This is a genomic window from Variovorax sp. LjRoot290 (genome assembly GCF_964253985.1).
Lineage (GTDB): Bacteria > Pseudomonadota > Gammaproteobacteria > Burkholderiales > Burkholderiaceae_C > Variovorax.
This window is the reverse complement of the sequence record NZ_CAXURW020000001.1, coordinates 186774-209856: the sequence shown is the minus strand read 5'-3', so window position 1 is coordinate 209856 and position 23083 is coordinate 186774. Positions and strand designations below refer to the sequence as shown.

24 protein-coding genes and 1 pseudogene are annotated in these 23083 nt (G+C 68.5%); 12 read left to right on the top strand and 13 right to left on the bottom strand.

Annotated features, from left to right (window positions below; all coding sequences use genetic code 11):
• Window positions 1-26 precede the first annotated feature (26 nt).
• The 3 genes from ACSQ9A_RS01125 to ACSQ9A_RS01115 are packed head-to-tail and all read right to left on the bottom strand — an operon-like array spanning window position 27 to window position 3729.
• Entirely contained in the window at window positions 27-1283 is a 1257-nt protein-coding gene (locus tag ACSQ9A_RS01125) for an MgtC/SapB family protein (RefSeq protein ID WP_436302388.1), read from the bottom strand.
• 15 nt (window positions 1284-1298) lie between these two features.
• The gene (locus ACSQ9A_RS01120) at window positions 1299-2531 is read right to left on the bottom strand and encodes a CaiB/BaiF CoA transferase family protein (RefSeq protein ID WP_093104451.1); all 1233 of its coding nucleotides are present in this window, start codon (window positions 2529-2531) and stop codon (window positions 1299-1301) included.
• A gap of 1 nt (window position 2532) precedes the next feature.
• Entirely contained in the window at window positions 2533-3729 is a 1197-nt protein-coding gene (locus ACSQ9A_RS01115; RefSeq protein WP_436292296.1) for an acyl-CoA dehydrogenase, read from the bottom strand.
• Between the two features lie 174 nt (window positions 3730-3903).
• Between ACSQ9A_RS01115 and ACSQ9A_RS01110 the strand changes: the two genes are divergently transcribed.
• A complete protein-coding gene (locus tag ACSQ9A_RS01110; protein WP_436302387.1) occupies window positions 3904-4875 on the top strand; it encodes a LysR substrate-binding domain-containing protein in 972 nt (323 codons plus the stop codon).
• Here ACSQ9A_RS01110 and ACSQ9A_RS01105 read toward each other — a convergent pair.
• Window positions 4806-6389: an IclR family transcriptional regulator domain-containing protein gene (locus tag ACSQ9A_RS01105; RefSeq protein WP_436302386.1), complete on the bottom strand. Its 1584-nt coding sequence runs from the start codon at window positions 6387-6389 to the stop codon at window positions 4806-4808. The two genes, ACSQ9A_RS01110 and ACSQ9A_RS01105, sit on opposite strands and share 70 nt — an antisense overlap.
• A 150-nt stretch (window positions 6390-6539) precedes the next feature.
• On the opposite strand from ACSQ9A_RS01105, the gene ACSQ9A_RS01100 reads away from it, so the two are divergent.
• The 5 genes from ACSQ9A_RS01100 to ACSQ9A_RS01080 all read left to right on the top strand — a co-directional run bounded on the left by ACSQ9A_RS01100 (window position 6540) and on the right by ACSQ9A_RS01080 (window position 9817).
• Window positions 6540-7343: a ribonuclease activity regulator RraA gene (locus ACSQ9A_RS01100; RefSeq protein ID WP_436302385.1), complete on the top strand. Its 804-nt coding sequence runs from the start codon at window positions 6540-6542 to the stop codon at window positions 7341-7343.
• Window positions 7340-7789, top strand: coding sequence for a nuclear transport factor 2 family protein (locus tag ACSQ9A_RS01095; protein ID WP_436302384.1), 450 nt, complete (start codon window positions 7340-7342; stop codon window positions 7787-7789). The genes ACSQ9A_RS01100 and ACSQ9A_RS01095 overlap by 4 nt, the downstream gene beginning before the upstream one ends.
• 54 nt (window positions 7790-7843) lie before the next feature.
• Window positions 7844-8008 (top strand): FmdB family zinc ribbon protein, encoded by a 165-nt coding sequence (locus ACSQ9A_RS01090; RefSeq protein WP_093104460.1) that lies wholly within the window; start codon window positions 7844-7846, stop codon window positions 8006-8008.
• Window positions 8009-8102: 94 nt separating this feature from the next.
• On the top strand, window positions 8103-8762 hold the full coding sequence (locus ACSQ9A_RS01085) for a peroxiredoxin (protein ID WP_093104462.1): 660 nt from the start codon (window positions 8103-8105) through the stop codon (window positions 8760-8762).
• Between the two features lie 14 nt (window positions 8763-8776).
• The gene (locus ACSQ9A_RS01080) at window positions 8777-9817 is read left to right on the top strand and encodes an MBL fold metallo-hydrolase (protein WP_436302383.1); all 1041 of its coding nucleotides are present in this window, start codon (window positions 8777-8779) and stop codon (window positions 9815-9817) included.
• A gap of 14 nt (window positions 9818-9831) precedes the next feature.
• Here the strand turns inward: ACSQ9A_RS01080 and ACSQ9A_RS01075 are convergent, their stop codons facing one another.
• Window positions 9832-10389, bottom strand: coding sequence for a phospholipase D-like domain-containing protein (locus tag ACSQ9A_RS01075; RefSeq protein WP_436302382.1), 558 nt, complete (start codon window positions 10387-10389; stop codon window positions 9832-9834).
• A 324-nt stretch (window positions 10390-10713) separates the two neighbouring features.
• Here ACSQ9A_RS01075 and ACSQ9A_RS01070 point away from each other — a divergent pair.
• A pseudogene (locus ACSQ9A_RS01070) lies at window positions 10714-11071 on the top strand (ABC transporter permease); the annotation flags it as partial.
• 1 nt (window position 11072) lies between these two features.
• On the opposite strand, the gene ACSQ9A_RS01065 reads toward ACSQ9A_RS01070, so the two are convergent.
• A complete protein-coding gene (locus tag ACSQ9A_RS01065) occupies window positions 11073-11498 on the bottom strand; it encodes a sel1 repeat family protein (RefSeq protein ID WP_436302381.1) in 426 nt (141 codons plus the stop codon).
• Between the two features lie 120 nt (window positions 11499-11618).
• Here ACSQ9A_RS01065 and ACSQ9A_RS01060 point away from each other — a divergent pair, with 120 nt between their 5' ends.
• Window positions 11619-12506 (top strand): LysR substrate-binding domain-containing protein, encoded by an 888-nt coding sequence (locus tag ACSQ9A_RS01060; protein WP_436302380.1) that lies wholly within the window; start codon window positions 11619-11621, stop codon window positions 12504-12506.
• Window positions 12503-12808 (top strand): hypothetical protein, encoded by a 306-nt coding sequence (locus tag ACSQ9A_RS01055; RefSeq protein ID WP_436302379.1) that lies wholly within the window; start codon window positions 12503-12505, stop codon window positions 12806-12808. Before ACSQ9A_RS01060 ends, ACSQ9A_RS01055 begins: the two co-directional genes overlap by 4 nt.
• Window positions 12809-12814: 6 nt before the next feature.
• Here ACSQ9A_RS01055 and ACSQ9A_RS01050 read toward each other — a convergent pair whose 3' ends face one another.
• The gene (locus ACSQ9A_RS01050; RefSeq protein ID WP_436302378.1) at window positions 12815-13621 is read right to left on the bottom strand and encodes a hypothetical protein; all 807 of its coding nucleotides are present in this window, start codon (window positions 13619-13621) and stop codon (window positions 12815-12817) included.
• A 338-nt stretch (window positions 13622-13959) separates the two neighbouring features.
• On the opposite strand from ACSQ9A_RS01050, the gene ACSQ9A_RS01045 reads away from it, so the two are divergent.
• The gene (locus ACSQ9A_RS01045; protein ID WP_436302377.1) at window positions 13960-14547 is read left to right on the top strand and encodes a hypothetical protein; all 588 of its coding nucleotides are present in this window, start codon (window positions 13960-13962) and stop codon (window positions 14545-14547) included.
• A 21-nt stretch (window positions 14548-14568) separates the two neighbouring features.
• On the opposite strand, the gene ACSQ9A_RS01040 is transcribed toward ACSQ9A_RS01045, so the two are convergent.
• Entirely contained in the window at window positions 14569-15684 is a 1116-nt protein-coding gene (locus ACSQ9A_RS01040; RefSeq protein WP_436306233.1) for an L-talarate/galactarate dehydratase, read from the bottom strand.
• A 115-nt stretch (window positions 15685-15799) separates the two neighbouring features.
• A complete protein-coding gene (locus ACSQ9A_RS01035; protein ID WP_436302376.1) occupies window positions 15800-16777 on the bottom strand; it encodes a Bug family tripartite tricarboxylate transporter substrate binding protein in 978 nt (325 codons plus the stop codon).
• A gap of 157 nt (window positions 16778-16934) precedes the next feature.
• Here ACSQ9A_RS01035 and ACSQ9A_RS01030 point away from each other — a divergent pair, with 157 nt between their 5' ends.
• The gene (locus ACSQ9A_RS01030) at window positions 16935-17336 is read left to right on the top strand and encodes a phage holin family protein (protein WP_093104696.1); all 402 of its coding nucleotides are present in this window, start codon (window positions 16935-16937) and stop codon (window positions 17334-17336) included.
• A gap of 14 nt (window positions 17337-17350) precedes the next feature.
• On the opposite strand, the gene ACSQ9A_RS01025 is transcribed toward ACSQ9A_RS01030, so the two are convergent.
• Entirely contained in the window at window positions 17351-17776 is a 426-nt protein-coding gene (locus ACSQ9A_RS01025; RefSeq protein WP_093104475.1) for a winged helix-turn-helix transcriptional regulator, read from the bottom strand.
• Window positions 17777-17868: 92 nt separating this feature from the next.
• Between ACSQ9A_RS01025 and ACSQ9A_RS01020 the strand changes: the two genes are divergently transcribed.
• Window positions 17869-18459 (top strand): dihydrofolate reductase family protein, encoded by a 591-nt coding sequence (locus tag ACSQ9A_RS01020; protein ID WP_436302375.1) that lies wholly within the window; start codon window positions 17869-17871, stop codon window positions 18457-18459.
• On the opposite strand, the gene ACSQ9A_RS01015 is transcribed toward ACSQ9A_RS01020, so the two are convergent.
• The 3 genes from ACSQ9A_RS01015 to ACSQ9A_RS01005 form a co-directional block, all read right to left on the bottom strand.
• Window positions 18447-19607: a mannonate dehydratase gene (locus ACSQ9A_RS01015; RefSeq protein ID WP_436302374.1), complete on the bottom strand. Its 1161-nt coding sequence runs from the start codon at window positions 19605-19607 to the stop codon at window positions 18447-18449. The two genes, ACSQ9A_RS01020 and ACSQ9A_RS01015, sit on opposite strands and share 13 nt — an antisense overlap.
• 109 nt (window positions 19608-19716) lie before the next feature.
• Window positions 19717-20931, bottom strand: coding sequence for an MFS transporter (locus tag ACSQ9A_RS01010; protein WP_436302373.1), 1215 nt, complete (start codon window positions 20929-20931; stop codon window positions 19717-19719).
• An 81-nt stretch (window positions 20932-21012) separates the two neighbouring features.
• Window positions 21013-23037, bottom strand: a complete 2025-nt coding sequence (locus ACSQ9A_RS01005; protein ID WP_436302372.1) for an acetoacetate--CoA ligase — start codon at window positions 23035-23037, stop codon at window positions 21013-21015.
• Window positions 23038-23083: the final 46 nt, after the last annotated feature.

Here is a 23083-nt window from a genome sequence, read left to right as displayed (position 1 = left end):
CAGACGCGGACGCGTACCCCGAAACCTCAGCGAACCACTGTCCACCAGGCTGCGGCCCAGGCCAGCGCGAGGCTGGCGATGAGCGCAGCCGAGACGCGCAGCGCATAGCCGAGGCCGCCGGAGATGGCGGCCACCGTGCAGCGCGTCAGCGTGTTGGCACTGACCGCCAGGCAGACGCCGAGCACGAAACGCTTGGCCTGCAAGGCGCCGGCCGCATGCAGCGAGGCCAAGGACGCCACGGGCGCATGCGCGTCCGCCAAGGCGGCGAGCGCGACGCTGATGCCGAGCCCAGCATCGCCGAAGCGGCGCTGTGCGCTGCCCACCAGCACTGCGACCACAGCCAGCATCGCGGCGACGGCGAGCGCTTCGCGCGGACGCAGCGCGCTGCCCTTTCTCTCCGGCTGCTCGGCTTCACCCACCGATCGCTGCGACCAGACCGGCAGCAGGCCGACGGCCGCCGCGCCGAGCGCACCGGCGAGCGCGGCGGGCAGCAACGCGGCGGCGGCGACGGGCGACAAGGCGACGCTCATCAGCAGGGCCTGCACCCAGGTCGCCACCGCCGACAGCGCGGCGCCCGATGCCAGCACCGGCGTCTGCGCGGGCTGCGCGCGGGCCCGGCCGCCGAACGAGGCCACGGTCGCGGTGCTCGAGACGAATCCCGACAGCAGGCCGGACACCAACAGGCCGGCGCGCACGCCGAGCCAGCGCAGCGCCAGCTGCCCGAAGGCCTGGATTCCCATGATCAGCAGCACCAGTGCCGCGAGCGGCCGCGGCTCGATGCCGCCGAGCGCGGCGATCGGCTGCGACGGAATCAGCGGCAGCGCGATCAGCGCGAGCGCGGCCAGCAGGATCGCGTCATGGACTTCCTGCTGGCTCAGCCATTGCGTCGCGAAACGGTGCAGCCGCGTGCGTGCAACCAGCAGCAGCGCGATGCCGGCCCCGCAGGCGGCGCCCAGCGCCGGCGAGAGCACCGATTGCACGCCGACCAGATAGGTGGCGAAGAGCGCCACCTCGGTCGTCAGCCCCGGATCGCGCGAGCGGCTCTTCCAGTACGAGAGCGCGCCGAGCAGCCCGATCACCGCCGCGCCCACGACGACCAGACCCGACACCGGCAGCAGTTGCGCGAGCGCGCCTGCCACCGACGCCAGCGCGAAGGTACGCAGGCCCGCGGCCGCCCGGTCCGCACCGCGGCCCTTGCGGCGCTCGCGTTCGATGCCGATCAGAAGGCCCGCGCCCAACGCAACGGCCAAGCCGACGATCGCGTCCTGCGTTGGGCCGTTCACGCTGTTTCCGCGCCGCTAGACCACGCCCGCGTCGCGCAGCGCGGCGCGCTGCTTTTCGTCGATGCCCAGTTCGGCCAGCACCTCGTCGGTGTGCTGCCCGAGTGCCGGCGGCGCATGGCGCTGCACCGGCGGCGTGCCTTGCAGGCGCAGCGGACTCGCCACGCCGACGATATGGTCGATGCCGTCGCCGGCCTGGCGCGGCATCGACACCGCGAGGCCGCGCGCCTTGACCTGCTCGTCCTCGAAGGCCTGCGCGATGTCGTTGATCGGGCCGCAGGGCACCGCCTTGTCCTCGAGCAGCGCGATCCACTCGGCGGTGGTGCGCGTGCGCGTGACGGCCTCCATCTGCGGGATCAGCACCTCGCGATGGCGCACGCGCAGCGTGTTGGTCGCAAAGCGTGGGTCGCTGGCCCAGTCGGCATGGCCGGCCGCCTCGCAGAAGCGCGCGAACTGGCCGTTGTTGCCAATGGCCAGCAGCATTGCGCCGTCCTTCGTATGGAAGTCCTGGTAGGGCGCCAGGCTCGGGTGGCTGTTGCCTTGCCGCTGCGGCGCGACGCCGGTGTTGAGGAATGCGCTGGCCTGGTTGGCGAGGATGGCCATGCCGACGTCGAGCAGCGCCATGTCGATGTGCTGGCCTTCGCCCGTGCGATGCCGCACCTCGAGCGCGGCCAGGATGGCGCTCGACGCGTAGACGCCGGTGAACAGGTCGGTGAGCGCCACGCCCACGCGCAGCGGGCCGCCGCCGGGCACCTCGTCGGGCCGGCCGGTAATGCTCATCATGCCGCTGGTGGCCTGGATCATCAGGTCGTAGCCGGCGCGCGAGGCATGCGGGCCGTCGTGGCCGAAGCCGGTCACGCTGCAGTAGATGAGCCGCGGATTGGCCGCGCGCAGGCTTTCGTGATCGAGACCGTACTGCTTGAGGCCGCCGGTCTTGAAGTTCTCCACCACGATGTCGCTCTGCGCGGCCATCTTCTTCAAGAGCGCCTGGCCCTCGAGCGAGGCCATGTCGATGGTGACCGAGCGCTTGTTGCGATTGCAGGCGGTGAAGTAGGTGGCCTGGTCGGTGTCGCGGCCGTGCGCGTCCTTCAGGAAGGGCGGGCCCCAGGTACGCGTGTCGTCGCCGACGCCGGGGCGTTCGATCTTGACGACGTCGGCCCCCAGGTCGGCGAGGATCTGGGTGCACCACGGACCCGCGAGCACGCGGGAGAGGTCGAGAACCTTGATGCCGTCGAGTGCTGCGGCAGCCATGTCAATTGGCGAAAGCGGCGATGCCGGTTTGGGCACGTCCCAGGATCAGCGCATGGATGTCGTGCGTGCCTTCGTAGGTGTTGACCACCTCGAGATTGACCAGGTGCCGCGCCACGCCGAACTCGTCGCTGATGCCGTTGCCGCCCATCATGTCGCGCGCCAGGCGGGCAATGTCGAGCGCCTTGCCGCAGGAGTTGCGCTTGAGCAGCGAGGTGACCTCGACCGAGGCCGTGCCCTCGTCCTTCATGCGGCCCAGGCGCAGGCAGCCCTGCAGGCCCAGCGTGATCTCGGTCTGCATGTCGGCCAGCTTCTTCTGGATCAGCTGGTTGGCCGCGAGCGGGCGGCCGAACTGCTTGCGGTCCAGCGTGTACTGGCGCGCGCGGTGCCAGCAGTCCTCGGCGGCGCCGAGCGCGCCCCAGGAGATGCCGTAGCGGGCGCTGTTGAGGCAGGTGAACGGGCCCTTCAGGCCCTGCACTTCGGGGAAGGCGTTCTCTTCGGGGCAGAACACGTTGTCCATCACGATCTCACCGGTGATGCTGGCGCGCAGGCCAACCTTGCCGTGGATCGTCGGGGCGGAGAGGCCCTTGGCGCCCTTCTCGAGCACGAAGCCACGGATCGGGCCGACCGTGCCGCTCTCGCTCACTTCCTTGGCCCAGACCACGAACACGTCGGCGATCGGGCTGTTGCTGATCCACATCTTGGCGCCGGTGAGCGAGTAGCCGCCGGCCACCTTCTTGGCGCGCGTGACCATGCTGCCGGGGTCGGAGCCGTGGTCGGGTTCGGTCAGGCCGAAGCAGCCGATCCATTCGCCGGTGGCGAGCTTGGGCAGGTATTTCTGCTTCTGCGCCTCGGTGCCGAACTCGTTGATCGGCACCATCACCAGCGAGCTCTGCACGCTGGCCATCGAGCGGTAGCCCGAATCGACGCGCTCGACTTCGCGCGCGATCAGGCCGTAGCAGACGTAGTTGAGGCCGGGGCCGCCGTACTGCTCGGGGATCGTCGGGCCCAGGAGGCCGAGCGCACCCATTTCGCGAAAGATCGCGGGGTCGGTCTCGCCGCTGCGAAAGGCGTCGAGCACGCGCGGCGCCAGGCGTTCCTGGCAGTAGGCATTGGCAGCGTCGCGCACCATGCGTTCGTCGGCGGTGAGCTGCTGGTCGAGCAGAAGAGGATCTTCCCAGTGAAAGGCGGCGTGGGCCATGGCGGTCTCCGGTATAGGGGGCTTGAGGTTCGTCCGCGATCGTAAGCGCGCGGCATGGCGAGCGCAAACGAGGATTCCACACCCAGTTATGCGTTCTGCTCACTTCAGAGCACAATGCCGGAGCGTCTTGCCATTGGAAGCGCCGTTGCTTCAACTATGTAGCACTCGCATACCATGCGTCGAAAAATCCCGTCCACCCAGGCCCTGATCTGCTTCGAAGCGGCCGCACGCCACGAGAGCTACACGCGCGCGGCGCAGGAACTCGCGCTCACGCAGAGCGCGGTGTCGCGCCAGATCACGGCGCTGGAGGACTTCCTCGGCATGGCGCTGTTCCGCCGCACGCGCCACGGCGTGGCCCTGACGCCGGGCGGCGCCGACTACGCACGCCAGATCGCGCGCCAGCTCGACACCATGGAGCGCGACACGCTCGACGCGATGGCGCGCCAGGGCCTGGGCGGCTCGCTGCAGCTCGCGGCGGTGCCGACCTTTGCCACGCGCTGGCTGATCCCGCGGCTGCCCGGCTTTGCCGCCCTGCATCCCGACATCACGGTGCACATCGAAACGCGCACCCGTCCTTTTCTCTTCAACGACACCCCCTTCGATGCCGCGCTCTACGCGGGCACGATCGCGCAGACGGCCAACTGGGCCGGCACGCAGTCGACCCTTCTGCTGCATGAAGACGTGGTGCCGGTGTGCAGCCCGGCGCTGATGGCGCCGCGCAAGCAGCTCTCGCCGGCCGCGGTGGCACGGATGCCGCTCCTGCAGCAAAGCACCCGGCCCGACGGCTGGCACCAGTGGTTCGACGCGCAGGGGGTGGACGCGCCGCGCGCGCGCAGCGGCCCGCGCTACGAGCTGTTCTCGATGCTGGCGATCGCGGCCGCGCACGGGCTCGGCATGGCGCTGATGCCGCACATGCTGATCGAGCCCGAGCTTGCGCGCGGCGAGCTGGTCGTGGCCTGCAATCGGCCGCTGCGCGCGGAGCGCGGCTACTTCCTGGTGACGCCCGCGACGCACGACGAGCGACCGGCGCTCGGGTTCTTTCGCCAGTGGCTGGTCGAGCAGTGCGCGGCCGCCGATCAGACCGGCAAGGCCAGCAGGCGCCCCGACAGGGGCGCGCTCGCCAGCGTGTCCAGTGCCACGCTCTGACGCGCGGTCGTGATGTAGAGCTGCTGGCCATCCGGCCCGCCGAAGACCAGATCGGTCGCGCACGGCACCGGCAGCCCCACCACGCGATCGAGCTGGCCGTCGGCGCTGAAGCGCACCACCGACCAGCCGTCGCACAGCGCGGTCCAGATGCCGCCCGCCGCATCGAAGGCCAGGCCGCTGATCCGCCCCGAGCCCCTGGGCACGGTGGCCAGCCGGCGCACGGTGGGCGCGCCGGCCTGCATCAGCAGGATGGCCCCCGAGCCCGGCGCCGCCGCATAGAGCGTGCGGTCGTCGCCGCGCCAGCGCAGGCACTGCACCGGCTCGCCGATGCGCCACTTCACATCCAGGCCGCCGTCCTCGCGCACCAGGCCGATCGCGGTGCCCGCTTCGGGCAGCGCGACGGCGGCCCAGATCGCATCGTCCTCGCCGTTGCATACCGCGAGGACCGCGCCCTTCAGCCAGGACGCCAGCGGAGTCGTCGAACCATCGGCCGCGACCACGAAGGCGCCGTGCTCGTGCACCGCCACCAGTGCATCGCCGCGCCGCAGCAGGCCGACCACCGGGGCTTCGAGCGTGGCGAGTTCGCGATCCTGATCGCCGTCCCACACGCGCACCGAGGGCGCGAGCACGTCGGCCCACCAGAGGCGCTGGCCGTCCGCCGACCACAAGGGGTGCGCACCATGGAAGGCCCACGGGCCCGGCAGCGCCGAGACCGAGGCTTCGCTCTGCGCCGCGGCCTCGGCGCCCTGCGGCTGCAGCTGCGCACCGACGCGCCGCGCGGCCTCCGCCACTTCGGGACCCAGCAGTTCGAGCCGAGCGCGCGTGAGGCGCCAGGCCGGGCCGGCCACGCTGATCGCGCCGCGCACCTGCCCCGCCGCATCGACCACCGGCGCGCCGACGCAGCGCACGCCGAGCGCGATCTCCTCGTCGTCGATCGCATAGCCGCGCGAGCGCGTGATGCGCAACTCGGCCTGCAGCCGGCGCCGGTCGGTGATGGTGAGCGGCGTGAGTGGCTTCAGCACCGCATCGCGCACGATCGCATCGCGCGCCGCGTCGGGCATGGCCGACAGGATGGCCTTGCCCTGGCTGGTGCAATGCACCGGCTTGCGCTGGCCCAGCACCGCGGCCGAGCGCTGGCTGTGAGCGCCGTCGCAGCGCTCCAGCGAGATCACCTCGCGGCCGTCGAGCGCGGCGAGGTAGGTGGTTTCGCCGGTCAGGTCGCGCAGCGCGCGCAGCTCGAAGGCGGCGGCGGCCACCAGGTCGGGCATCGCATAGGCCTGGCGCGCCATCTCGAAACAGCGGAATCCCAGGCAATAGACCTTGCGCAGCGGATCGCGCCGCACCAGCCCGCGCGCGACCAGGGTCGCCAGCAGCCGGTAGACGGTGGTGCGCGGCAGCGCGAGGCGCTCGGCCAGCTCGCTCTGGCCCAGGCCCTCGGGCGCGGAACCGATCGCGTCGAGCACGTCGAGCGCCTTTTCGAGGGCGCCGGTGCCCTCGCCGGAGGATGTGGCCATGGTTTGTCTCAGATGCTGGTACTGGCCCGCCGATCAGGCCTGCGCAGGCGGTGGCGTCGATTCTATTTTTGGCCACCTCTCACTACGATGCCTGTTCCCCCCCGCGCCGGGTGCCGGCCCACCTTTCGGTTCCACATGTTGAGACAGACCATGACCGCCCACGCTCCCTTGCCGCCTGCCGCGATTCCGCAGCGCCCGCCCGTGCCCCATGTGCCCGACGCGGTGCTCGACCGCCTGGCCCGCGCCAGCAGCGGCTCGCTGACCACGCAGCTCTACATCAAGGGCTTTCGCCAGCCGGTGCTGCATGGCCTGACGCCGCTCAACCGGAGGATCAAGCCTTTCGCGGGCCGCGCCTACACGATGCGCTTCATCCCGGCGCGCGAGGACGTCGACGTCTACGGCAACCTCAAGACCGAACCGAGCGCCGACAACCTGCAGTGGGTGGGCGTCGAGCAGCTCGAGCCGGGCCACGTGCTGGTAATCGACAGCAACAAGGACGGCCGCGCCGCCTCGATGGGCAACATGCTCATCACGCGGATGATGATGCGCGGCGCGCGCGGCGTGGTCACCGACGGCAGCTTCCGCGACGGCACCGAGCTCAGGCAGATGGATTTCCCGATCTGGTGCACCGGCGTGACCGCGACCACCCGGCTGGCCTTCCACCACGTGGCAGACCTGCAGGTGCCGATCGGCTGCGCGGGCGTGGCGGTGTACCCGGGCGACGTGATCCACGGCGACGGCGACAACATCACCGTGATCCCGGCGCACCTGGCCGAGGAGATGGCCGATCTGTGCGAGCAGCGCGACGACATCGAGGCCTATCTCGCGCTGCGCGTGCGCGCCGGCGAGGCGCTGTGGGGCCTGTACCCGCCGAGCGAGGCGACGCGCCAGCAGCACCGCGAATGGGTCGCCGCCGGCCGCCCGCCTCTCGTTCCCAACCAGAGACCGCTATGACCGCCTTCACCCCCGCCTATTACGAAGCCCTCATCCGCCGCTATTTCGGCGCCTGCAACGCCGCCGACTACCAGGCGCTGGTCGACTGCTTCAAGCCCGACGCGGTGCACTACTTCCCCGCCGGCCTGCCCGAGATTCCCTGGCGCACGGCCGACACCATCGCGAAGAAATGGCAATGGTGCGTCGAGACCCTGGGCTCGCAGTGGACCATCGAGCGCATCATCGTGAGCCACGACAAGCCCGAGGCCATGATCGAGTGGACCCACTGGAAGAACAGGAGCGGCACCGCCCTGCGCGGCGCCGAGTGGTACGAGTTCGATCCCGAAAGCGGCCGGATCGCCGAGATCCGCGCCTACTACGCCTCGCCGGCGGACAAGAGCGTGGCGATCAACGAGCTGGTCGATTTCGACTATGCGGGTCGCGGCTATCACCTGAAGAGCGAATAAGGAAGAGAATCGCGTCCCGGGTCCCCGAGTCCCGGTCAAGGATGGAGACGCGCGATGCCTACCTACCAGTACCGTTGCCAGAAATGCGGCGAGGTCTTCGAGCACGCCGAACATGTTGCCGAGCATGCCACCGTCCATTTGCGCTGCCCCAAATGCGGCAGCGAGACGGTCCAGCCGGTGCCGACACAATTCTTTGCCAGGACATCCAAGAAGAGCTAGGCATCCGGCCCGGCGCTCTTCTATGCTTTGAGTCTTGCCGCATCACCGGCAGCAGGAGTTTGTTGTCGGTCAACTCTTTTTTCGAGGAGCGAACATGTCACTGCGCATCAACGACGAAGCCCCCAACTTCACGGCCAAGACGACCAAGGGGGATATCAACTTCCACGAATGGATCGGCGACCAATGGGCGATCCTGTTCTCGCACCCCAAGGACTTCACGCCGGTGTGCACCACCGAGTTGGGCTACATGGCGAAGATTGAGCCCGAGTTCACCAAGCGCAACGCCAAGCTGATCGGCCTGAGCATCGATCCGGTGGATGCCCATGACCGCTGGTCCAAGGACATCGAGGAAACGCAGGGCTACCTGCCGACCTACCCGATGATCGGCGACACCGACCTCGCCGTGGCCAAGCGCTACAACATGCTGCCGGCCGAGGAACCCGGTACCTCCGAGGGCCGCACCGCCGCCACCAACGCGACCGTGCGCTCGGTCTTCATCATCGGGCCGGACAAGAAGATCAAGCTGATGCTGACCTACCCGATGACCACCGGCCGCAACTTCGACGAAATCCTGCGCGTGCTCGACTCGATGCAGCTGACCGCCAAGCACAAGGTCGCCACGCCGGTGAACTGGAAGCAGGGCGAGGACGTGATCATCGCCGGCTCGGTGTCGGACGACGACGCGAAGAAGCTGTTCCCGGGCGGCTGGGACGCGCCCAAGCCCTACCTGCGGGTGGTCAAGCAACCGGGCTGAACCGGGAGCGAGGCATGCTCTTCGAACAGGTCGCGACCGGGGGCTGCCAGTCCTACCTCGTCGGCTGCGACCAGAGCTGCGCCGCCGCGCTGATCGATCCGGAACTGAGCCAGATCGACCACTACATCGCGCTCGCCGCCCGCGACGGCGTGCGCATCCGCTACCTGATCGACACCCACACGCATGCCGACCACTTCTCGGCCACGCGCGAACTCGCACGGCAGCTCAAGGTGCCGGTGGTGATGCACCGCAAGAGCCCGGCTCCCTTCGTCGACATGCGGCTGGGCGACGGCGAGATGATCGTGTTGGGCAAGCTCAGGCTGCAAGTGCTGCACACGCCGGGACACACCGCCGACTCGATGTGCCTGCAGGTGGAAGACCGGCTGTTCACCGGCGACACGCTGCTCATCGGCGCCACCGGCCGCACCGACCTGCCCAGCGGCGACCCGGAAGCGCTCTACGACAGCCTGTTCAACCGCGTGCTGCGCCTGGACCCGGCGCTCAAAGTCTGTCCGGCGCATGACTACAAAGGACGCACGCATTCGACCATCGGCGAGGAGCTGGCATCGAACCCGCGCCTGCAGAAGCGCGAGCGCGTCGAGTTCGTCGAAATGATGAACAGCCTCAATCTCACGATGCCCACACATGTGACCGAGGCGCTGCGCACCAACATGAGCGGCGGCAAGACGGTGGCGCGCCTCCTGGCCGAAGCGGGCGCGACGGTGCCCTTCATGTCGCTGGCCGAGCTCAAGACGCGCGTGGAGGCCGGCGAGGACGATCTCATCGTGCTCGACGTGCGCGAGCGCGAGGCCTACGAGGGCGGCCACATTCCCGGCGCGCGCCTGCTGCCGCGCGGCCAGCTGGAGCTGCGCGTCAACCAGGACCTGCCCGATCCCACGCGGCGCATCCTGAGCTGCTGCGAGCTGGGCTACATCTCGACGCTGGCGGCCGCGACCTTGCGCGACATGGGCTTCCTGCACGCGGTCGCGCTCGATGGCGGCATGAAGGCCTGGCGCGAGGCGGGTTATCCGCTGAAAGCCGGGCGCGAGCCCTGAGCTCGCGGCCGCCGCTAAAGCTGCTCCTCCGGCACGAGCAGCGATATCAGGCGCAGCTTGAGCCGCAGCAGCCAGGTCGATTCCGGCTCCTCGTCGAGCCGTTCCGGTTCGCCCTCCGGATCGAGGCCGATCCATTCGAGGCTCTGTCCATCGGGCTTGAGGCGGACTTCGTAGACGCCGACGTTGGTGTCGACGCGGTAGAAGTCCAACAGCTGCGCAACGAGCCCGGGGCTGCGCACCAGCAAGCCCAGCTCGGTATTGATCAACGCCGAGCGGCCGTCCAGGTTCAGGGAGCCGGCCAGCAGGATCTTCCGGTCGACGAAGCCGAGCTTGGCATGCAGCCGGCCGGTCGAGCTGCCGAGCACGCTGCGCAGGCCGGCATCGCGCTTGAGGCGCCCCGAGGTGACCTCGAACACCCGCACCCCCAGGCGCAGCATCTCGAGCCGGTAGGGCTCGTAGCCGGCGCCGACCAGCGGCTCGTCGCTGACGCCGGCGGCGTTGGTGAAGATGCGCACGTCGACACCGCGCGCACGCAGCTGCCGCAGATGCGCCATGCCGACGCGTCCGGGCACGAAGTAGGGCGAGCCAGGATCACTTCCGACTTCGCTTCGGTGGCCAGCAGACGGATCAGCCGGCCGGTGACCGAGTCCGCGCCCGGCTCGTAGCTGTCGTTGCGCAGCTTGACCGGCGCGTCCGCAAAGGCACCGGCCGGAGCGATGAAGAAGCCGAACAGGCCCTCGTCGCTCGGGTCCGGACGCGGCCGCAGCGCGTTGCCGGCGGCCACCTCCGAGAGCCCCGGCACCGAGCCCCTGGTATCGCCCGCGGTCCGCTGCTCGAAGCGCGCCCGGCGCTGCGCCGCATCGAGGCGGCTGCCCGCCACCGCCTGCAGCGACATCACGGTGATGGCCACGCTATCGAGCTTCGATCACAACCTGATGCGCGCGGCCGCCAGCCTGGGCGCCAGCCCGGTGCAGGCCTTCTTCCGCGTGATGCTGCCAGTGATTGCGCCGGGTGTCGCCTCGGGCGCGTTGTTCGCATTCATCACCTCCTTCGACGAGGTCGTGGTCGCGTTGTTCATCGCCGGTTCGGAGCAACGAACCTTACCGCGCCAGATGTGGAGCGGCGTGCACGAATCGATCAGCCCGACGATCACCGCGGTCGCGACCCTGCTGATCGTGGCCTCGATCGCTGCTCGCCGCCGTGCAATGGCTGCAGGGCCGCGCGGCGCGCGCCGCGGCGCGCCCGGCCGGCTGAATCAGGTGGCTGCGCGCTCGCGGCTGCAACGCCTGCCCGCCGGCTGCCGGTTCAGCAGGTTGCGATGCGCCCGGCCGATCTCGCTGCCCTGCTCGGCAGCGCGGATGAACCAGTCCAGCGCTTCGCAGGGTTGGCGCTGCACCGTGTGGCCGAACAGCGCCGGTCCGCCCAGCAAGGCCATGCCCAGCATCTCTTGCGCGGGGCGGAAGCCGGCTTCCGCCGATGTGCGCAGCCAGCGCAGCATGGCGCGGTAGTCCTTCTCCGTCTGCGCTTCCAGCGCCAGCGCAAAGCGCTGTTCGGGCGTCAGCTGCACTGCGGCCGTGCCAGCGGCGCCGCTCGGCATCGATGCGAGGGCGATCGCTACCGTCGCGGCGACCCACGCACAGCGCCAGCCGATTCGGAGGCTTGCATGCCATTCGCTGCTCATCGATCTCTCCTTGGAAGCATGGGGGCGCCCAGTCTGTCGCGCCAGCGCCTCCTCTGAAAATGCGGAAGTTGCGAAGGCCGCCTCAGGCAGCGGCTGAGGGCTGCGTGATACGGTGATGCCATGCGCTTCGACCTCACCGACTTGCGGCTTTTCCAGAACGTCGTCCAGGCCGGCACGATCACCGGCGGCGCGGAGCGCACGCACATGACGCTGGCCTCGGCCAGCGAGCGCGTGCGCGGCATGGAGGCCGAACTCGGCGTCGCGCTGCTGGTGCGCGACCCGCGCGGCGTGGAGCCGACGGAGGCCGGTCGGACCTTGCTGCACCATGCGCGCGCCGTGCTGCTGCAGATGGAGCGGATGCACGGCGAACTGGGCGAATACGGGGCGGGGCTCAAGGGCCATGTGCGGCTGCTGTGCAATACCTCGGCCCTCACGGAGCATCTGCACGAGGCGTTGAGCAGCTTCCTGGCGCTCCATCCGCGCATCTCGGTCGACCTGGAAGAGCGCGCCAGCCATGACATCGTCGAGGCGCTGCGCAGCGAGCTCGGCGACATCGGCATCGTCTCGGACGCGGTGGACCTGGCCGGCCTGGAGAGCTTCGTCTTCAGGGAGGACCACCTCGTGCTGGTGGTGCGGCGCGGCGACGCGCTGGCGAAGCGGCGCCGGGCGGCGCTGCGCGACATGGTGGACCGCGAGTTCGTCGGCCTGACCGGCAGCAGCCCGCTGCAGGAACTCGTCTCGCACCACGCGAAGCGCCTGGGCCGGCGGCTTGCCTACCGCGTGCGCGTGCGCCACCTCGAAGCGGTCTGCCGCATGGTCGAACAAGGGATCGGCGTCGGCATCGTGCCGCAGACGGTGGCCGCGCGCTGCGCCAGGTCGATGAAGATCGCGCGCATCGCGCTCACCGACGACTGGGCCGTGCGCAACCTGATGGTCTGCGTGCGCCGCCGCGAAGACCTGCCTTCCAATGCGCAGCTCATGCTGCGCCACCTGCTGGAGGCGCCATGACGCTGAACTACCTGGATTTCGAGTACAGCGAGGACACACAGGGCATCGGTGTCTTCGACGCGATGGCCTCCACGGCGCCGGATCGGGCGGCAGACGTGGATGCCGAGATCGCCCTGGTGCTCGACTGGGCGAGCGCCAGCTTTCCGGATCGCCGCGGCCCGGTGGGCGACGGCGGCGACTGGGACTACGACCTGCAGGACACGCAGGAAGCCGGCTGGCGCACGGTCACGCTGTCGATCAGCGGGACGCGGGAATTCTGCGCGGCCTTCAGCCTGCGCTTCGCGCTTGAAAGTGAGCCCTGACTTCTTTCAGGCCAGCAGGCCGGCCATGGTACTGACGGGCACCTCTTCGCTGGTGCGTTGCGGGACGGCGGCGATCACTTCCTCGGCCGACGCCTTGTCGTGTTCGTGCAGCCAGGGGATGACCTCGCCCTCGCGAAGCATGGCCAGCTCGCGCTCGTAAAAGCTCATCAGCTCGGTACCGGTGCTGTACGACAGGAAGAGCTTCATGTCGTGGTCCGCGATGGCTAGGTAGCCGCCGAGCACCTGCTCGACGTGCAGGTGATGCAGGCCGCTGGCCCGCAGGTTCATGCCGGAGCGGAACAGCGCCTCCGCAGTCATCGCCGTCGACATCGACAGCGTTCCCCGGGTCCGCATCAGCGCTTCGGACTGCGCGATGCGGGCGATGAAGCCGGCGAGATTGTGGCCGCGGAAGCGGGGATGCACCCAGCCGGCGCCGATGTAGCCGTACAACGCGTGCGGCCTGAGCTCGGGGCCGCTGTCCGGAAACCAGCCTTCGGGCTTCTTGGGGCGGTAGAGCGCGCCCCGGCTGTAGGCCTCTCCGACACGCCGGGTCTCGCCGCTGTTCTGCATGGTCCGGAAGCCGGTCAGCGCCACGGGTGCGTTGCCGTCGTCGAAGCAGACCCAGAAGTTGTAGGGATTGAAGTCTTTCGGATCTTCCAGAACGAAAGGAAGCTGGACGTAGCCGGTGCCCGTGGCGACTTCATAGGTCTTCAGCAGCACCGCCAGATCGTCGCCGAAGCTCACGTTCAGGCCGGACGCTTCCAGGTGCAGCACGAGTTGGTCCTGATATTCCTCGAGTTCGGAGAGTTGCATGACCGTGTCCTTGAAGTGTTGGGGAGCCGGCAAGCGTCGCGAAATCTCGCCGGCCTGCGCATTACTCCACTTGCTCAGCTACGACGCAAGTTGTATCTGCCTCTCGAACCCCAGGAGTGGGGTATAGAGTACAAACCGTTACACAAAGTAAGCAAAAGGTAGACATGCTACCGCCGGTATGCGCAAGCGCGACCCGGCGCCATAGGCCGTATGGCGGAAGACGAGGCCCCCCGGTGCCCTCCATGATCGCCAAATAGTCACAAAATTGCCGAAATCGGCGACAAAGAGAGCCCGCGAAGAGGCACTCGCGTCTAAAGTCGAAGGCACGCAAGGGAATCATGAGCACAGCGAAACTGCGAATCACGGGGCCCGAATCGAGCCCCTACGTGCTCGGCGCTCCCATGCACCTGTTCGACGGCTCGACACATATCGGCATCCTGGATCCGGTTCCCGTGAACCGCGAAGGCACCGAGGTCCACATCGAGCACTTCACGCCATCGATCCTCGTCAGCCAGCAGAAGCTGGAAATCAGCAAGCTCGCGCTGGTCGAGATGGTGATGTTCGTCGCCGAGAACTTCACCTCCGTGCAGGCGATCAGCCTTTCGCTGAGCCGCCAGATCGAAGGCTACGGCGACGGCATGCGGCTCGCCGGCGCGCGCTCCGCGTTTCTGCAGAGCATCGGCGCCGGCCACATCATGATCACGCCCAAGCCCGACGCCGAGCACATGGGCCACTTCGTGGTCGCCGGGCTGTGGGAATACAACCCGACGAATCTCGCGGCCCTCGCTTCGGTGCTCCGGGCCGAGCGCGAGGCCTACTACAACGGGCGGGAAGCCGCTGCCGCCAAGGCGAAGCTTTCGCGCTCGGAGTCGTGGGTGCGGCGCCTTTTCTCGCGCCCGGCGCCGTCCGCCGACGCGAACGAGTAGCGCCGGGGCGAACGCAAGCGCTCAGGGCCGCTTGCCGAACTCCGCGCTGTCCGCCGTCCAGGCCAGCGCCTGCTCGCTGAGGCTGAAGCCCAGGCCCGGCCGGTCCGGCACCCACATGCGGCCGTCCCTCAGCTGCAGGCGTTCGTTGAACATCGGCTCCAGCCATTCGAAGTGTTCCAGCCAGGGCTCCTGCGGATAGGCCGCGGCCAGGTGCAGGTGGATCTCCATCGCGAAATGCGGCGCGAGCTTGCGGCCCTTGAAGTCGGCGAGCTGCATGATCTGCAGGAAGGGCGTGATGCCGCCCACGCGCGGCGCATCGGGCTGCACGAAGTCGCTCGCGTTGCCCATGATCAGCTGCGCATGCTCGCTGAAGCTGGTGAGCATCTCGCCGGTGGCGATCGGCGTGTCGAGCGAGGCGGCGAGCGCGGCATGGCCTTCGATGTCGTAGGCATCCAGCGGCTCTTCGATCCAGGTGAGGTTGTGTGCTTCGAGGCGGCGGCCCACGCGCTGGGCCGTGGTGCGGTCCCATTGCTGGTTGGCGTCGACCATCAGGTGGAAGTCGGGGCCCAGCAGTTCGCGCACGGCCGCGACGCGCTTCAGGTCTGTCGCGATATCGGGCTGGCCGACCTTGATCTTGATGCCGCCGATGCCGCTCTCGCGCGAGATCCCGACGTTCTTGAGTACCTGTTCGAGCGGTGTGTGCAGGTAGCCGCCCGAGGTGTTGTAGCACTGGACCGAGTTGCGCTGCGCGCCCAGCAGCTTGGCCAGCGGCAGCCCGGCGCGCTTGGCCTTCAGGTCCCACAGCGCGATGTCGAAGGGCGCGATGGCCTGCGTGGTCAGGCCGCTGCGGCCCATCGAGGCGCCAGCCCACAGCAGATGGGTGAAGAGCCTGGCGATGTCGTTCGGGTCCTCGCCCAGCAGGTTGGGCGCCAGCTCCTTCGCATGGGCATACATGCCGGGGCCGCCGGCGCGCTTGGAGTAGCCGAAGCCGATGCCTTCATGGCCGTCGCGCGTGCGGAGCTCGGCGAAGATGAAGGCGATCTCAGTCAGCGGCTTCTGCCGGCCGGTGAGCACCTTGGCATCGCTGACCGGCACGGCCAGCGGCAGGTAGATCAGCGACAGCTTGACCCAGTCGATGCGGTCGGCCGCATCGGCGGCGGTGCGCTCGCCGACGGCCTGGCGGGCATAGGAAACGCTTTGTTCGGTGCTCACTTGAAACTCCTGTCTGTCTGCGGAATGACCTTGCTGCAATTCAGTCGGCCTTGATGCCGGCGGTGTGAATCACCTTGGACCAGCGCTCGATTTCCTTCTTCACGAACTCGCTGTAGTCGCTCGACTTCGAAGCCACCACCACGAAGCCATTGCCTTCGAGCTTGGCGCGCACGGCGGGCTGCGAGAAGGCCGTGACCATCGCGGCCTCGAGCTTGTCGACCACCGCCTTGGGCGTGCCCTTGGGCGCCGACAGGCCGGTCCACGACACGGCCGTGAAGCCCGGGTAGCCCGATTCGGCCACGGTGGGCACATCGGGGTAGAGCGGGTTGCGCTCGGCGCCGGTGACGACCAATGCGCGCAGCTTGCCGGCCTTGACGTGCTGCAGCACCGCGTCCTGGTTGGTGAACATGCCGGGGATCTGGTTGGCCAGCACGTCGTTGAGCGCCGGCGCACCGCCCTTGTAGGGGATGCCGACCATGTCGAGCCCCGCGGTCTGCTTCAGGTACTCGGTCGTGAGATGCCCCGAGGACGAACTGACCTGCCCGTAGCTGAACTTGCCCGGGTTGGCCTTGACCCAGGCGATGAACTCCTTGAAGGTCTTGGCCGGAAAACTCGGATGCACCACCAGCACGTTCGGCCCCGCGGCGAGCTGCGAGATCTGGATGAAGTCGCGCGCGGAGTCGTAGCTCGGCTTGGGCGTGAAGCCGTGCGCGATCGCGTTGCTGCCGATGCCCGAGAGCAGCAGCGTGTAGCCGTCGGACGCGGCGCGCGCCGCCTCGGCCGTGCCGATGGTGCCGCCGGCGCCGCCCTTGTTGTCGACCACGAAGGGCTGCTTGAGCTGCTTGCCGAGTTCCTCGGCGATCAGGCGGCCCATGATGTCGCTGGTCCCGCCGGCCGGGAACGGGACGAGCACCCGCACCGGCCTGCTCGGATAGTCGTCCTGCGCCTGCGCTGCGAAGGGCAGCGCAAGCAGGCCGGCCAACGCGCCGGCGATGAAAAAGGATCGCTTGCTGAGCATGTCTCTGTCTCCTTGGGTGCGCGGAATCACCGTTTTCGAATGTGTTTTCATTCTCGTGATCCATGCCCTCGTCGCAAGGCCGGCCGGCGCTGCACCGGCGCGCTCGTCCCGGCATGTGAGACCCGCTCGCGGATGGGGCGCCGATATGATCCGCAAGATGCTGAACAACCTGGCGCCCTTTCTCCTCCACTGGGCCATCACCGCCTTCTCCCTCTGGGTGGCGAGCCACATCTTCCGCGGCATCACGTTCGAAAGCACCTCGGCGCTGGTGGTCTCCGCGCTGCTGCTGGGCTTTGCCAACGCGATCGTCAAGCCGCTCCTGATCGTGCTCACGCTGCCGCTGACCCTGCTCACCTTCGGCCTGTTCCTGCTGGTGATCAACGCACTGGTGCTGCTGCTGGTGGCGGCGCTGGTGAAGGGCTTCAAGGTCTCCGGCTTCTGGACCGCGCTGTTCGCGAGCATCTTCGTCTCGCTGCTGAGCATCCTCTTCGATGCGCTCTTCAGTGGCGGCGATCCGGCCACCACCATCCAGATGCCGCAAGGCGGGAACTGGCTGTGAGTTCCCCGGCCGCGCTAGGCGCCGTGGCCCGAATGCGTGCGGCGCAGTTCTGAGCGCATCTGCTTCCAGAGGGCGGGCCCGCCCTTCTCGAGCGCGGCCGCGTTCGCGCCGCTCTCCTTGGTGACCGGAAGGTACTTGCGCCCCCAGATGCCGATGTTCGCGAGCACCGGCAGCAGATCGACGCCCATCGGCGTCAGGCTGTAGATCGCCTTCTGCTTGTGGCTCGGGTCCTCCTCCTTCGTGAGGATTCCGGCCTCCACCAGCTTGCCCAGGCGCTCGGCCAGGATGTTCGAAGAGATGCCCTCTTCCGACTGCAGCAGCTCCCGGTAGTGCCGCTTGCCGGCGAACATCAGGTCGCGAACGATCAGGAGGCTCCACTTGTCGCCGAAGATTTCGAGCGCGAGATTGATCGGACAAAGCGAGCGCTGCTGGATGGCCATTGCTTTCTTTCAAAGACTGCTTGCATTTTCGTATCGGTCTGCCGATACTGCAACTGCTTGCATTTCGCAATCAGTAGTTCAAGGAGACCGGCATGAGAAAACTCATCCTGCAGATGCAGATGTCGCTGGACGGCTATGTCGCCGCCGCCAGTCCGGCGCTCGACTGGCAGGTCTGGAACTGGGGCGAGGACTGGAACTGGGACGACGAGCTCAAGCGCGACTTCAACGCCGTCTTCGAATCGATCGACTGCATCCTGCTCGGCCGCAAGATGGTCGAGGAAGGCTATCTCGACCACTGGGGCCGCGTGGCGCAGAACCATCCTGCGGATCCGCACTACGCCTTCGCACGAAAGATCGTCGAGACGAACAAGGTCGTTCTCACGAGCAAGCTCAAGGCATCGAAGTGGGATCGCACCGAGATCGTCCGCGGCAGCATGGTCGACGAGGTGAATGCGCTGAAGCGCCGGCCCGGCCGCAACATCATCGCCTTCGGCGGCGTCGGCTTCGCGTCTTCGCTCGTTGCCGCGGGCCTGGTGGACGAGTTCCAGTTCTTCGTGAATCCGACGGCCGTCGGCAACGGGCGTTCGATCTTCGAGGACGCACACACCGAAGGCCCGCAGCTCCAGCTGATCGGCTCGGCCTCCTACGACTGCGGCATCGTCGTCAACCGCTACGCGCCCTGACCGACTCCCGCTGCCTGCAGCAGTCCGCGCGCGTAGCCCAGCGCGAAGGCCATGAAGCGCTCGCGGTTCTCGTCGAGATCGGACACCGGCACATGGTCGGGGCACAGCGGCCCCTTGTAGCCGCCGCGCTGGTAGGCCCTGACGGCCTCGAACATGTCAACGTCGCCCTCGTCCGGAAACACCTCCTGGAAATCGAGGTACCCGCCGCGGATGTTGCGGAAATGGACCATGAAGATGCGGCCGGTGGAGGCGAACTCCTCGATCACCGGGATCATGTGCTTGCCCGGCTCCCTGAACATCTCGGCCACCGTGCCCTGGCAGAAGTTGAGGCCGTGGTTCGGGCTCGGGCTCAGCGCAAGAAACTTGCGAATGCCGTCGGCCGAGCCGACCACGTGCTCGATGCCGTTCAAGCCGCCCACCGGATAGGCCGGGTCGTGCGGATGGCAGGCCAGCCGCACGCCGGCTTCGTCGGCCGCAGGCACCAGGCCCTCGACCAGGAACTCGATCGCATCCCAGCCGGCCTTCTCGCTGACCGGCGGCACCTCGCGCGCCAGCTTCTGCCCGCAGAGCATCGCAGCCTCGGCATCGCCTTCGTCCCGCGCCGGCGCCGGGCCGCCCCCAGGCGGCGCGCCCCCCTCGGGGGGCGTCGTCGGTATGTCCGACGCCTGGGGGCTGACTTGTCTTGTGGGATAGCCCACGCCCCAGTACGAATGCTTGCGGTCGTCCTCCGCCGAGTACTCGGCGTGGACGAAGCCGGAGTTCTGCGCGCCGCCGCGTCCCGGCTTGAGGCCGGTGCGCGTGATGCCCACCATCTGGACGTTGTACTTGAGGCAGCCGATGCCGGCATCGGCCGCCTTGCGGATGTTCGCAGCCAGCGTGGCGCGCTGCTTCTTCGCGCCTTCGAGGTCGACCAGCGAATCGAGCAGGATGGAGCCGACATCGAGCGCAAACACGTCGAGCTCGAGGCCGAAACCCTCGACCCATTGGCGGTAGTCGGCCAGCTTCCTCGCGTCCCATTCGCTCACGCCGCCGCGGGCCGAGACCAGCTCGGTGCCGCGGTTGTCGAGCACCACGTGCTCGACGCCAAGCTGGGTCGACAAACGCAGGCGGCGCTCGTCGGGGTTGAGCAGTTGTTCGCTGATGTACATGCTTGTCTCCGTGCGTGCACATTCTGGAACGCGCCCTGCCCACGGGCCAAGACGCAGACGGAAGATCAGCGAGACGGGCAACCGCCGCGTCCCACTCCGCGGGACGGGATCAGCGGCCCGCGCTCGCAGCGACCGCGCGCAAGCTGCCGCGCTCGCTCGCCAGCGACCAGGCGAACACGCCAAGCCCCGCCAGCGCGAGCAAGGCGCCCACCCAGCCGGTCGAGGTCCAGCCCAGGCCGGCCGTGATGGCGGCGCCGCCGAGCCAGGCGCCCAGGGCATTCGCCGTGTTGAAAGCCGAATGATTGAGCGCGGCGGCCAGCGTCTGCGCATCGCCGGCCACGTCCATGAGCCGGATCTGCAGCGCCGGGCCGATGGCAACGATGGTGCCGATCAGGAACACGTTGAGCGCCGCGGTCGCCACGTGATGCGCGGCGAAGCTGAAGGTGGTCAGCACCAGCGCCGCCCAGACCAGCAGGCCGCCGATGGTGGGCATCAGCGCCCTGTCGGCGAGCCGGGAGCCGACCAGGTTGCCGCCCACCATGCCGAAGCCGAACAGCGCGAGCACCAGCGGCACGCCGGCCACGGGCAGACCCGCCACTTCGGTGAGCGTGGGCTTGATGTAGCTGAACACCGAGAACATGCCGCCGAAGCCGATCGCGCCGATGCCCAAGGTAAGCCAGACCTGCTTGCGCTTGAGCGCCCCCAGTTCGCGCAGCGGGCTGGCGCCCGAGGGCGCGGCCAGGTCCGGCAGGTCGCGGCGCAGCATCACCATCGCGAGCACGGCGATCAGGCCGACGAAGACGAAGGCGGCGCGCCAGCCGAAGAGCTGGCCCAGCCAGGCCGCGATGGGCACGCCGACCAGCGTGGCGCCCGTGAGTCCCAGCATCACCAGGCCGACGGCGCGTGCGCGGCGGTCCGGCGGCGCCAGCGCGGCCGCCACCAGCGCTGCGACGCCGAAGTAGGTGCCATGCGGCAGGCCGCTCGCGAAGCGCAGCAGATTGAGCGACAGGTACCCGGGCGCGAGGGCGCTGGCGAAATTGCCGAGCGCGAACACCGCCATCAAGGCGATGAGCAGCGCGCGCCGGCGCCAGCCGGCGGCCAGCACCGCGAGCACCGGCGCCCCGATCACCACGCCCAGCGCATAGGCGCTGATCACGTGGCCGGCCTGCGGAATGCTCGTGCCGATGTCGCGCGCCACCTCGGGCAGGAGGCCCATGATGACGAATTCGCCGGTCCCGATGGCGAAGCCGCCGACGCCGAGCGCGAGCATCGCGCGCACGAAGCCGGGCGCAGAGGCGGAAGAAGGCAGGGAGGGTGCGGACATGGCGGTGCGGTCGCGAATTAGGGGTTAACCCTAGGTCACGCGACCTTAGCACGCCCGGCTGTCATTTGCTGCGCTGCGGCATCAATGTCCTATTTCGGCATTCCGCGCTTGCGCATGCCGCGCGGCGAAGGCCACGTACCACTCGAGGCTGCCCGGATTGGCCATGGCTTCACGGTTCACCACCTTCTCGATCGGCTGGCCCAGCAGCAGCTTCTTGATCGGCAGCTCCTGCTTCTTGCCCGAGAGGGTGCGCGGAATCTCGGCCACCTGGAAGATGTCGTTGGGCAGGAAGCGCGGCGAGAGCTGCGTCTTGATCGCGTGGTTGATCTTCGCGCGCATCGCATCGTCGAGCGCGACGCCGGGCCGCAGCACGACGAAGAGCGGCATGTAGCTTTCGCGGCCGAGGTACTCGAGATCGACCACCATCGAGTCGAGCACTTCGGGCAAGCCTTCGACCGCGCTGTAGATTTCGCTGGTGCCCATGCGCAGGCCCTGGCGGTTGATGGTCGCATCGCTGCGGCCGTAGATGATGCAGCCGCCGTCTTCGCCGATCTTGATCCAGTCGCCGTGGCGCCAGACACCCGGGTAGGTATCGAAGTAGCTGGAGAGGTAGCGCGCATTGCCCTCGTCGCCCCAGAAATAGAGCGGCATCGAGGGAATGGGCTGGGTGCAGACCAGTTCGCCGACCTCGCCGATCACCGGCTGGCTCTGCTCGTTCCAGGCCTCGACCGAAGCGCCGAGAAAGCGGCACTGCATCTGGCCCGGCACCTCGGGCAGTTCGCGGTTGCCGCCGACGAAGGCGCCGCAGAAATCCGTGCCGCCCGAAATGTTGTACCACCAGACGGCGGGCGAGCCGGCCGCGAGCACCTGCGCCGTGCCCCAGCGCTGCACCTCCTCGGACAAGGGCGAGCCGGTGCTGCCCAGCGCACGCACGCGCGAGAGATCGCCGCAGTCTTTGGCTTCGACGCCGGCCTTCATGCAGCTCGCGAAATAGGCCGCGCCGGCGCCGAAGAAGCTGACCCGGTGCCGCGCGACGAAGCGCCAGAGTACGCCCCAGTCGGGCTTTTCCTTGCTGCCGGCCGGATTGCCGTCGTAGATGCAGATGGTGGCGCCGAAGGCCAGGCCCGAGAGCTGCGAGTTCCACATCACCCAGCCCGTGGAGCTGTACCAGTGGTAGCGCTCGCCGAAGTTGTTGGCGCTGTAGCTCGGGCCCAGGTCGTGATGCAGGCCGCAGGCGTACATGTTGACGAGGATGCCGCCCTGCCCGTGCACGATGGGCTTGGGCAGGCCGGTGGTGCCGCTCGAATAGACGATCCAGATCGGATGTTCGAACGGCAGCCACTCGGGTTCGAAGGCCGCAGTCTGCGCATCGTCGCGCGCGACCGCGGCGGCCCAGTCGCGCTCGGCCGCGATCTGCTTCGCAGCGAATGGCGTGCGCAGCAACACCAGCGTCCGGACGCTGGGCAATGCGGCGCGCAGTTCCTCGATCACGCCGCTGCGGTCCAGCGCCTTGCCGCCGTAGTACACGCCGTCGGCCGCGATCAGCACCTTGGGCTCTATCTGGCGAAAGCGGTCGACCACCGCGGCCGTTCCCATGTCGGGCGCGCACACGCTCCACACTGCGCCGATGCTCGAGCACGCGAGGAAGGCGATCATGGTCTCGGGCACGTTGGGCATGTAGGCGGCCACGCGATCACCGTGTGCCACGCCGAGTTCGCGCAAGCTCAGCGCGCAGGCGGCGATCTGCCGGCGCAGCTCGGGCCAGGACATCTCGCGCACTTCGCCCAGCTCGTTCTCGCTGACGATCGCCGGCATGCCGGCCGCATGCGCCGCATCGGCATGGCGCAGCACCTCGCGCGTGTAGTTGACCTGGGCGCCGGGAAACCAGCGCGCGCCAGGCATGTGTGCATCGGCCAGCACGGCTGTCGCCGGCGTGGGCGACTGCATGCCGCTGAAATCCCAGATGCTCTGCCAGAAGGCTTCGAGATCGCTGACCGACCAGCGCCACAGCGCGTCGTACGAATCGAAGTTCAGACCGCGCTTCTCGCGCAGCCAGTTTTGATAAAGACGAATCTGGGGAATGAAGGGGGCGGATGTTTGAGTCACCTCCGCAGCCTAACGCGCCGGTGGACCCGGCTTCAATGCGGGAAAG

What these genes read in the sequence shown, in the direction of transcription:
- ACSQ9A_RS01030 (WP_093104696.1), top strand. Translation starts at nt 16,935, where the DNA reads ATGCTGAACAACCTGGCGCCCTTTCTCCTCCACTGGGCCATCACCGCC.
- ACSQ9A_RS01085 (WP_093104462.1), top strand. Translation starts at nt 8,103, where the DNA reads ATGTCACTGCGCATCAACGACGAAGCCCCCAACTTCACGGCCAAGACG.
- ACSQ9A_RS01050 (WP_436302378.1), bottom strand. Translation starts at nt 13,621, where the DNA reads ATGCAACTCTCCGAACTCGAGGAATATCAGGACCAACTCGTGCTGCAC.
- ACSQ9A_RS01120 (WP_093104451.1), bottom strand. Translation starts at nt 2,531, where the DNA reads ATGGCTGCCGCAGCACTCGACGGCATCAAGGTTCTCGACCTCTCCCGC.
- ACSQ9A_RS01035 (WP_436302376.1), bottom strand. Translation starts at nt 16,777, where the DNA reads ATGCTCAGCAAGCGATCCTTTTTCATCGCCGGCGCGTTGGCCGGCCTG.
- ACSQ9A_RS01105 (WP_436302386.1), bottom strand. Translation starts at nt 6,389, where the DNA reads ATGGCCACATCCTCCGGCGAGGGCACCGGCGCCCTCGAAAAGGCGCTC.
- ACSQ9A_RS01095 (WP_436302384.1), top strand. Translation starts at nt 7,340, where the DNA reads ATGACCGCCTTCACCCCCGCCTATTACGAAGCCCTCATCCGCCGCTAT.
- ACSQ9A_RS01020 (WP_436302375.1), top strand. Translation starts at nt 17,869, where the DNA reads ATGAGAAAACTCATCCTGCAGATGCAGATGTCGCTGGACGGCTATGTC.
- ACSQ9A_RS01025 (WP_093104475.1), bottom strand. Translation starts at nt 17,776, where the DNA reads ATGGCCATCCAGCAGCGCTCGCTTTGTCCGATCAATCTCGCGCTCGAA.
- ACSQ9A_RS01045 (WP_436302377.1), top strand. Translation starts at nt 13,960, where the DNA reads ATGAGCACAGCGAAACTGCGAATCACGGGGCCCGAATCGAGCCCCTAC.
- ACSQ9A_RS01100 (WP_436302385.1), top strand. Translation starts at nt 6,540, where the DNA reads ATGACCGCCCACGCTCCCTTGCCGCCTGCCGCGATTCCGCAGCGCCCG.
- ACSQ9A_RS01080 (WP_436302383.1), top strand. Translation starts at nt 8,777, where the DNA reads ATGCTCTTCGAACAGGTCGCGACCGGGGGCTGCCAGTCCTACCTCGTC.
- ACSQ9A_RS01055 (WP_436302379.1), top strand. Translation starts at nt 12,503, where the DNA reads ATGACGCTGAACTACCTGGATTTCGAGTACAGCGAGGACACACAGGGC.
- ACSQ9A_RS01110 (WP_436302387.1), top strand. Translation starts at nt 3,904, where the DNA reads ATGCGTCGAAAAATCCCGTCCACCCAGGCCCTGATCTGCTTCGAAGCG.
- ACSQ9A_RS01090 (WP_093104460.1), top strand. Translation starts at nt 7,844, where the DNA reads ATGCCTACCTACCAGTACCGTTGCCAGAAATGCGGCGAGGTCTTCGAG.
- ACSQ9A_RS01065 (WP_436302381.1), bottom strand. Translation starts at nt 11,498, where the DNA reads ATGAGCAGCGAATGGCATGCAAGCCTCCGAATCGGCTGGCGCTGTGCG.
- ACSQ9A_RS01015 (WP_436302374.1), bottom strand. Translation starts at nt 19,607, where the DNA reads ATGTACATCAGCGAACAACTGCTCAACCCCGACGAGCGCCGCCTGCGT.
- ACSQ9A_RS01115 (WP_436292296.1), bottom strand. Translation starts at nt 3,729, where the DNA reads ATGGCCCACGCCGCCTTTCACTGGGAAGATCCTCTTCTGCTCGACCAG.
- ACSQ9A_RS01060 (WP_436302380.1), top strand. Translation starts at nt 11,619, where the DNA reads ATGCGCTTCGACCTCACCGACTTGCGGCTTTTCCAGAACGTCGTCCAG.
- ACSQ9A_RS01010 (WP_436302373.1), bottom strand. Translation starts at nt 20,931, where the DNA reads ATGTCCGCACCCTCCCTGCCTTCTTCCGCCTCTGCGCCCGGCTTCGTG.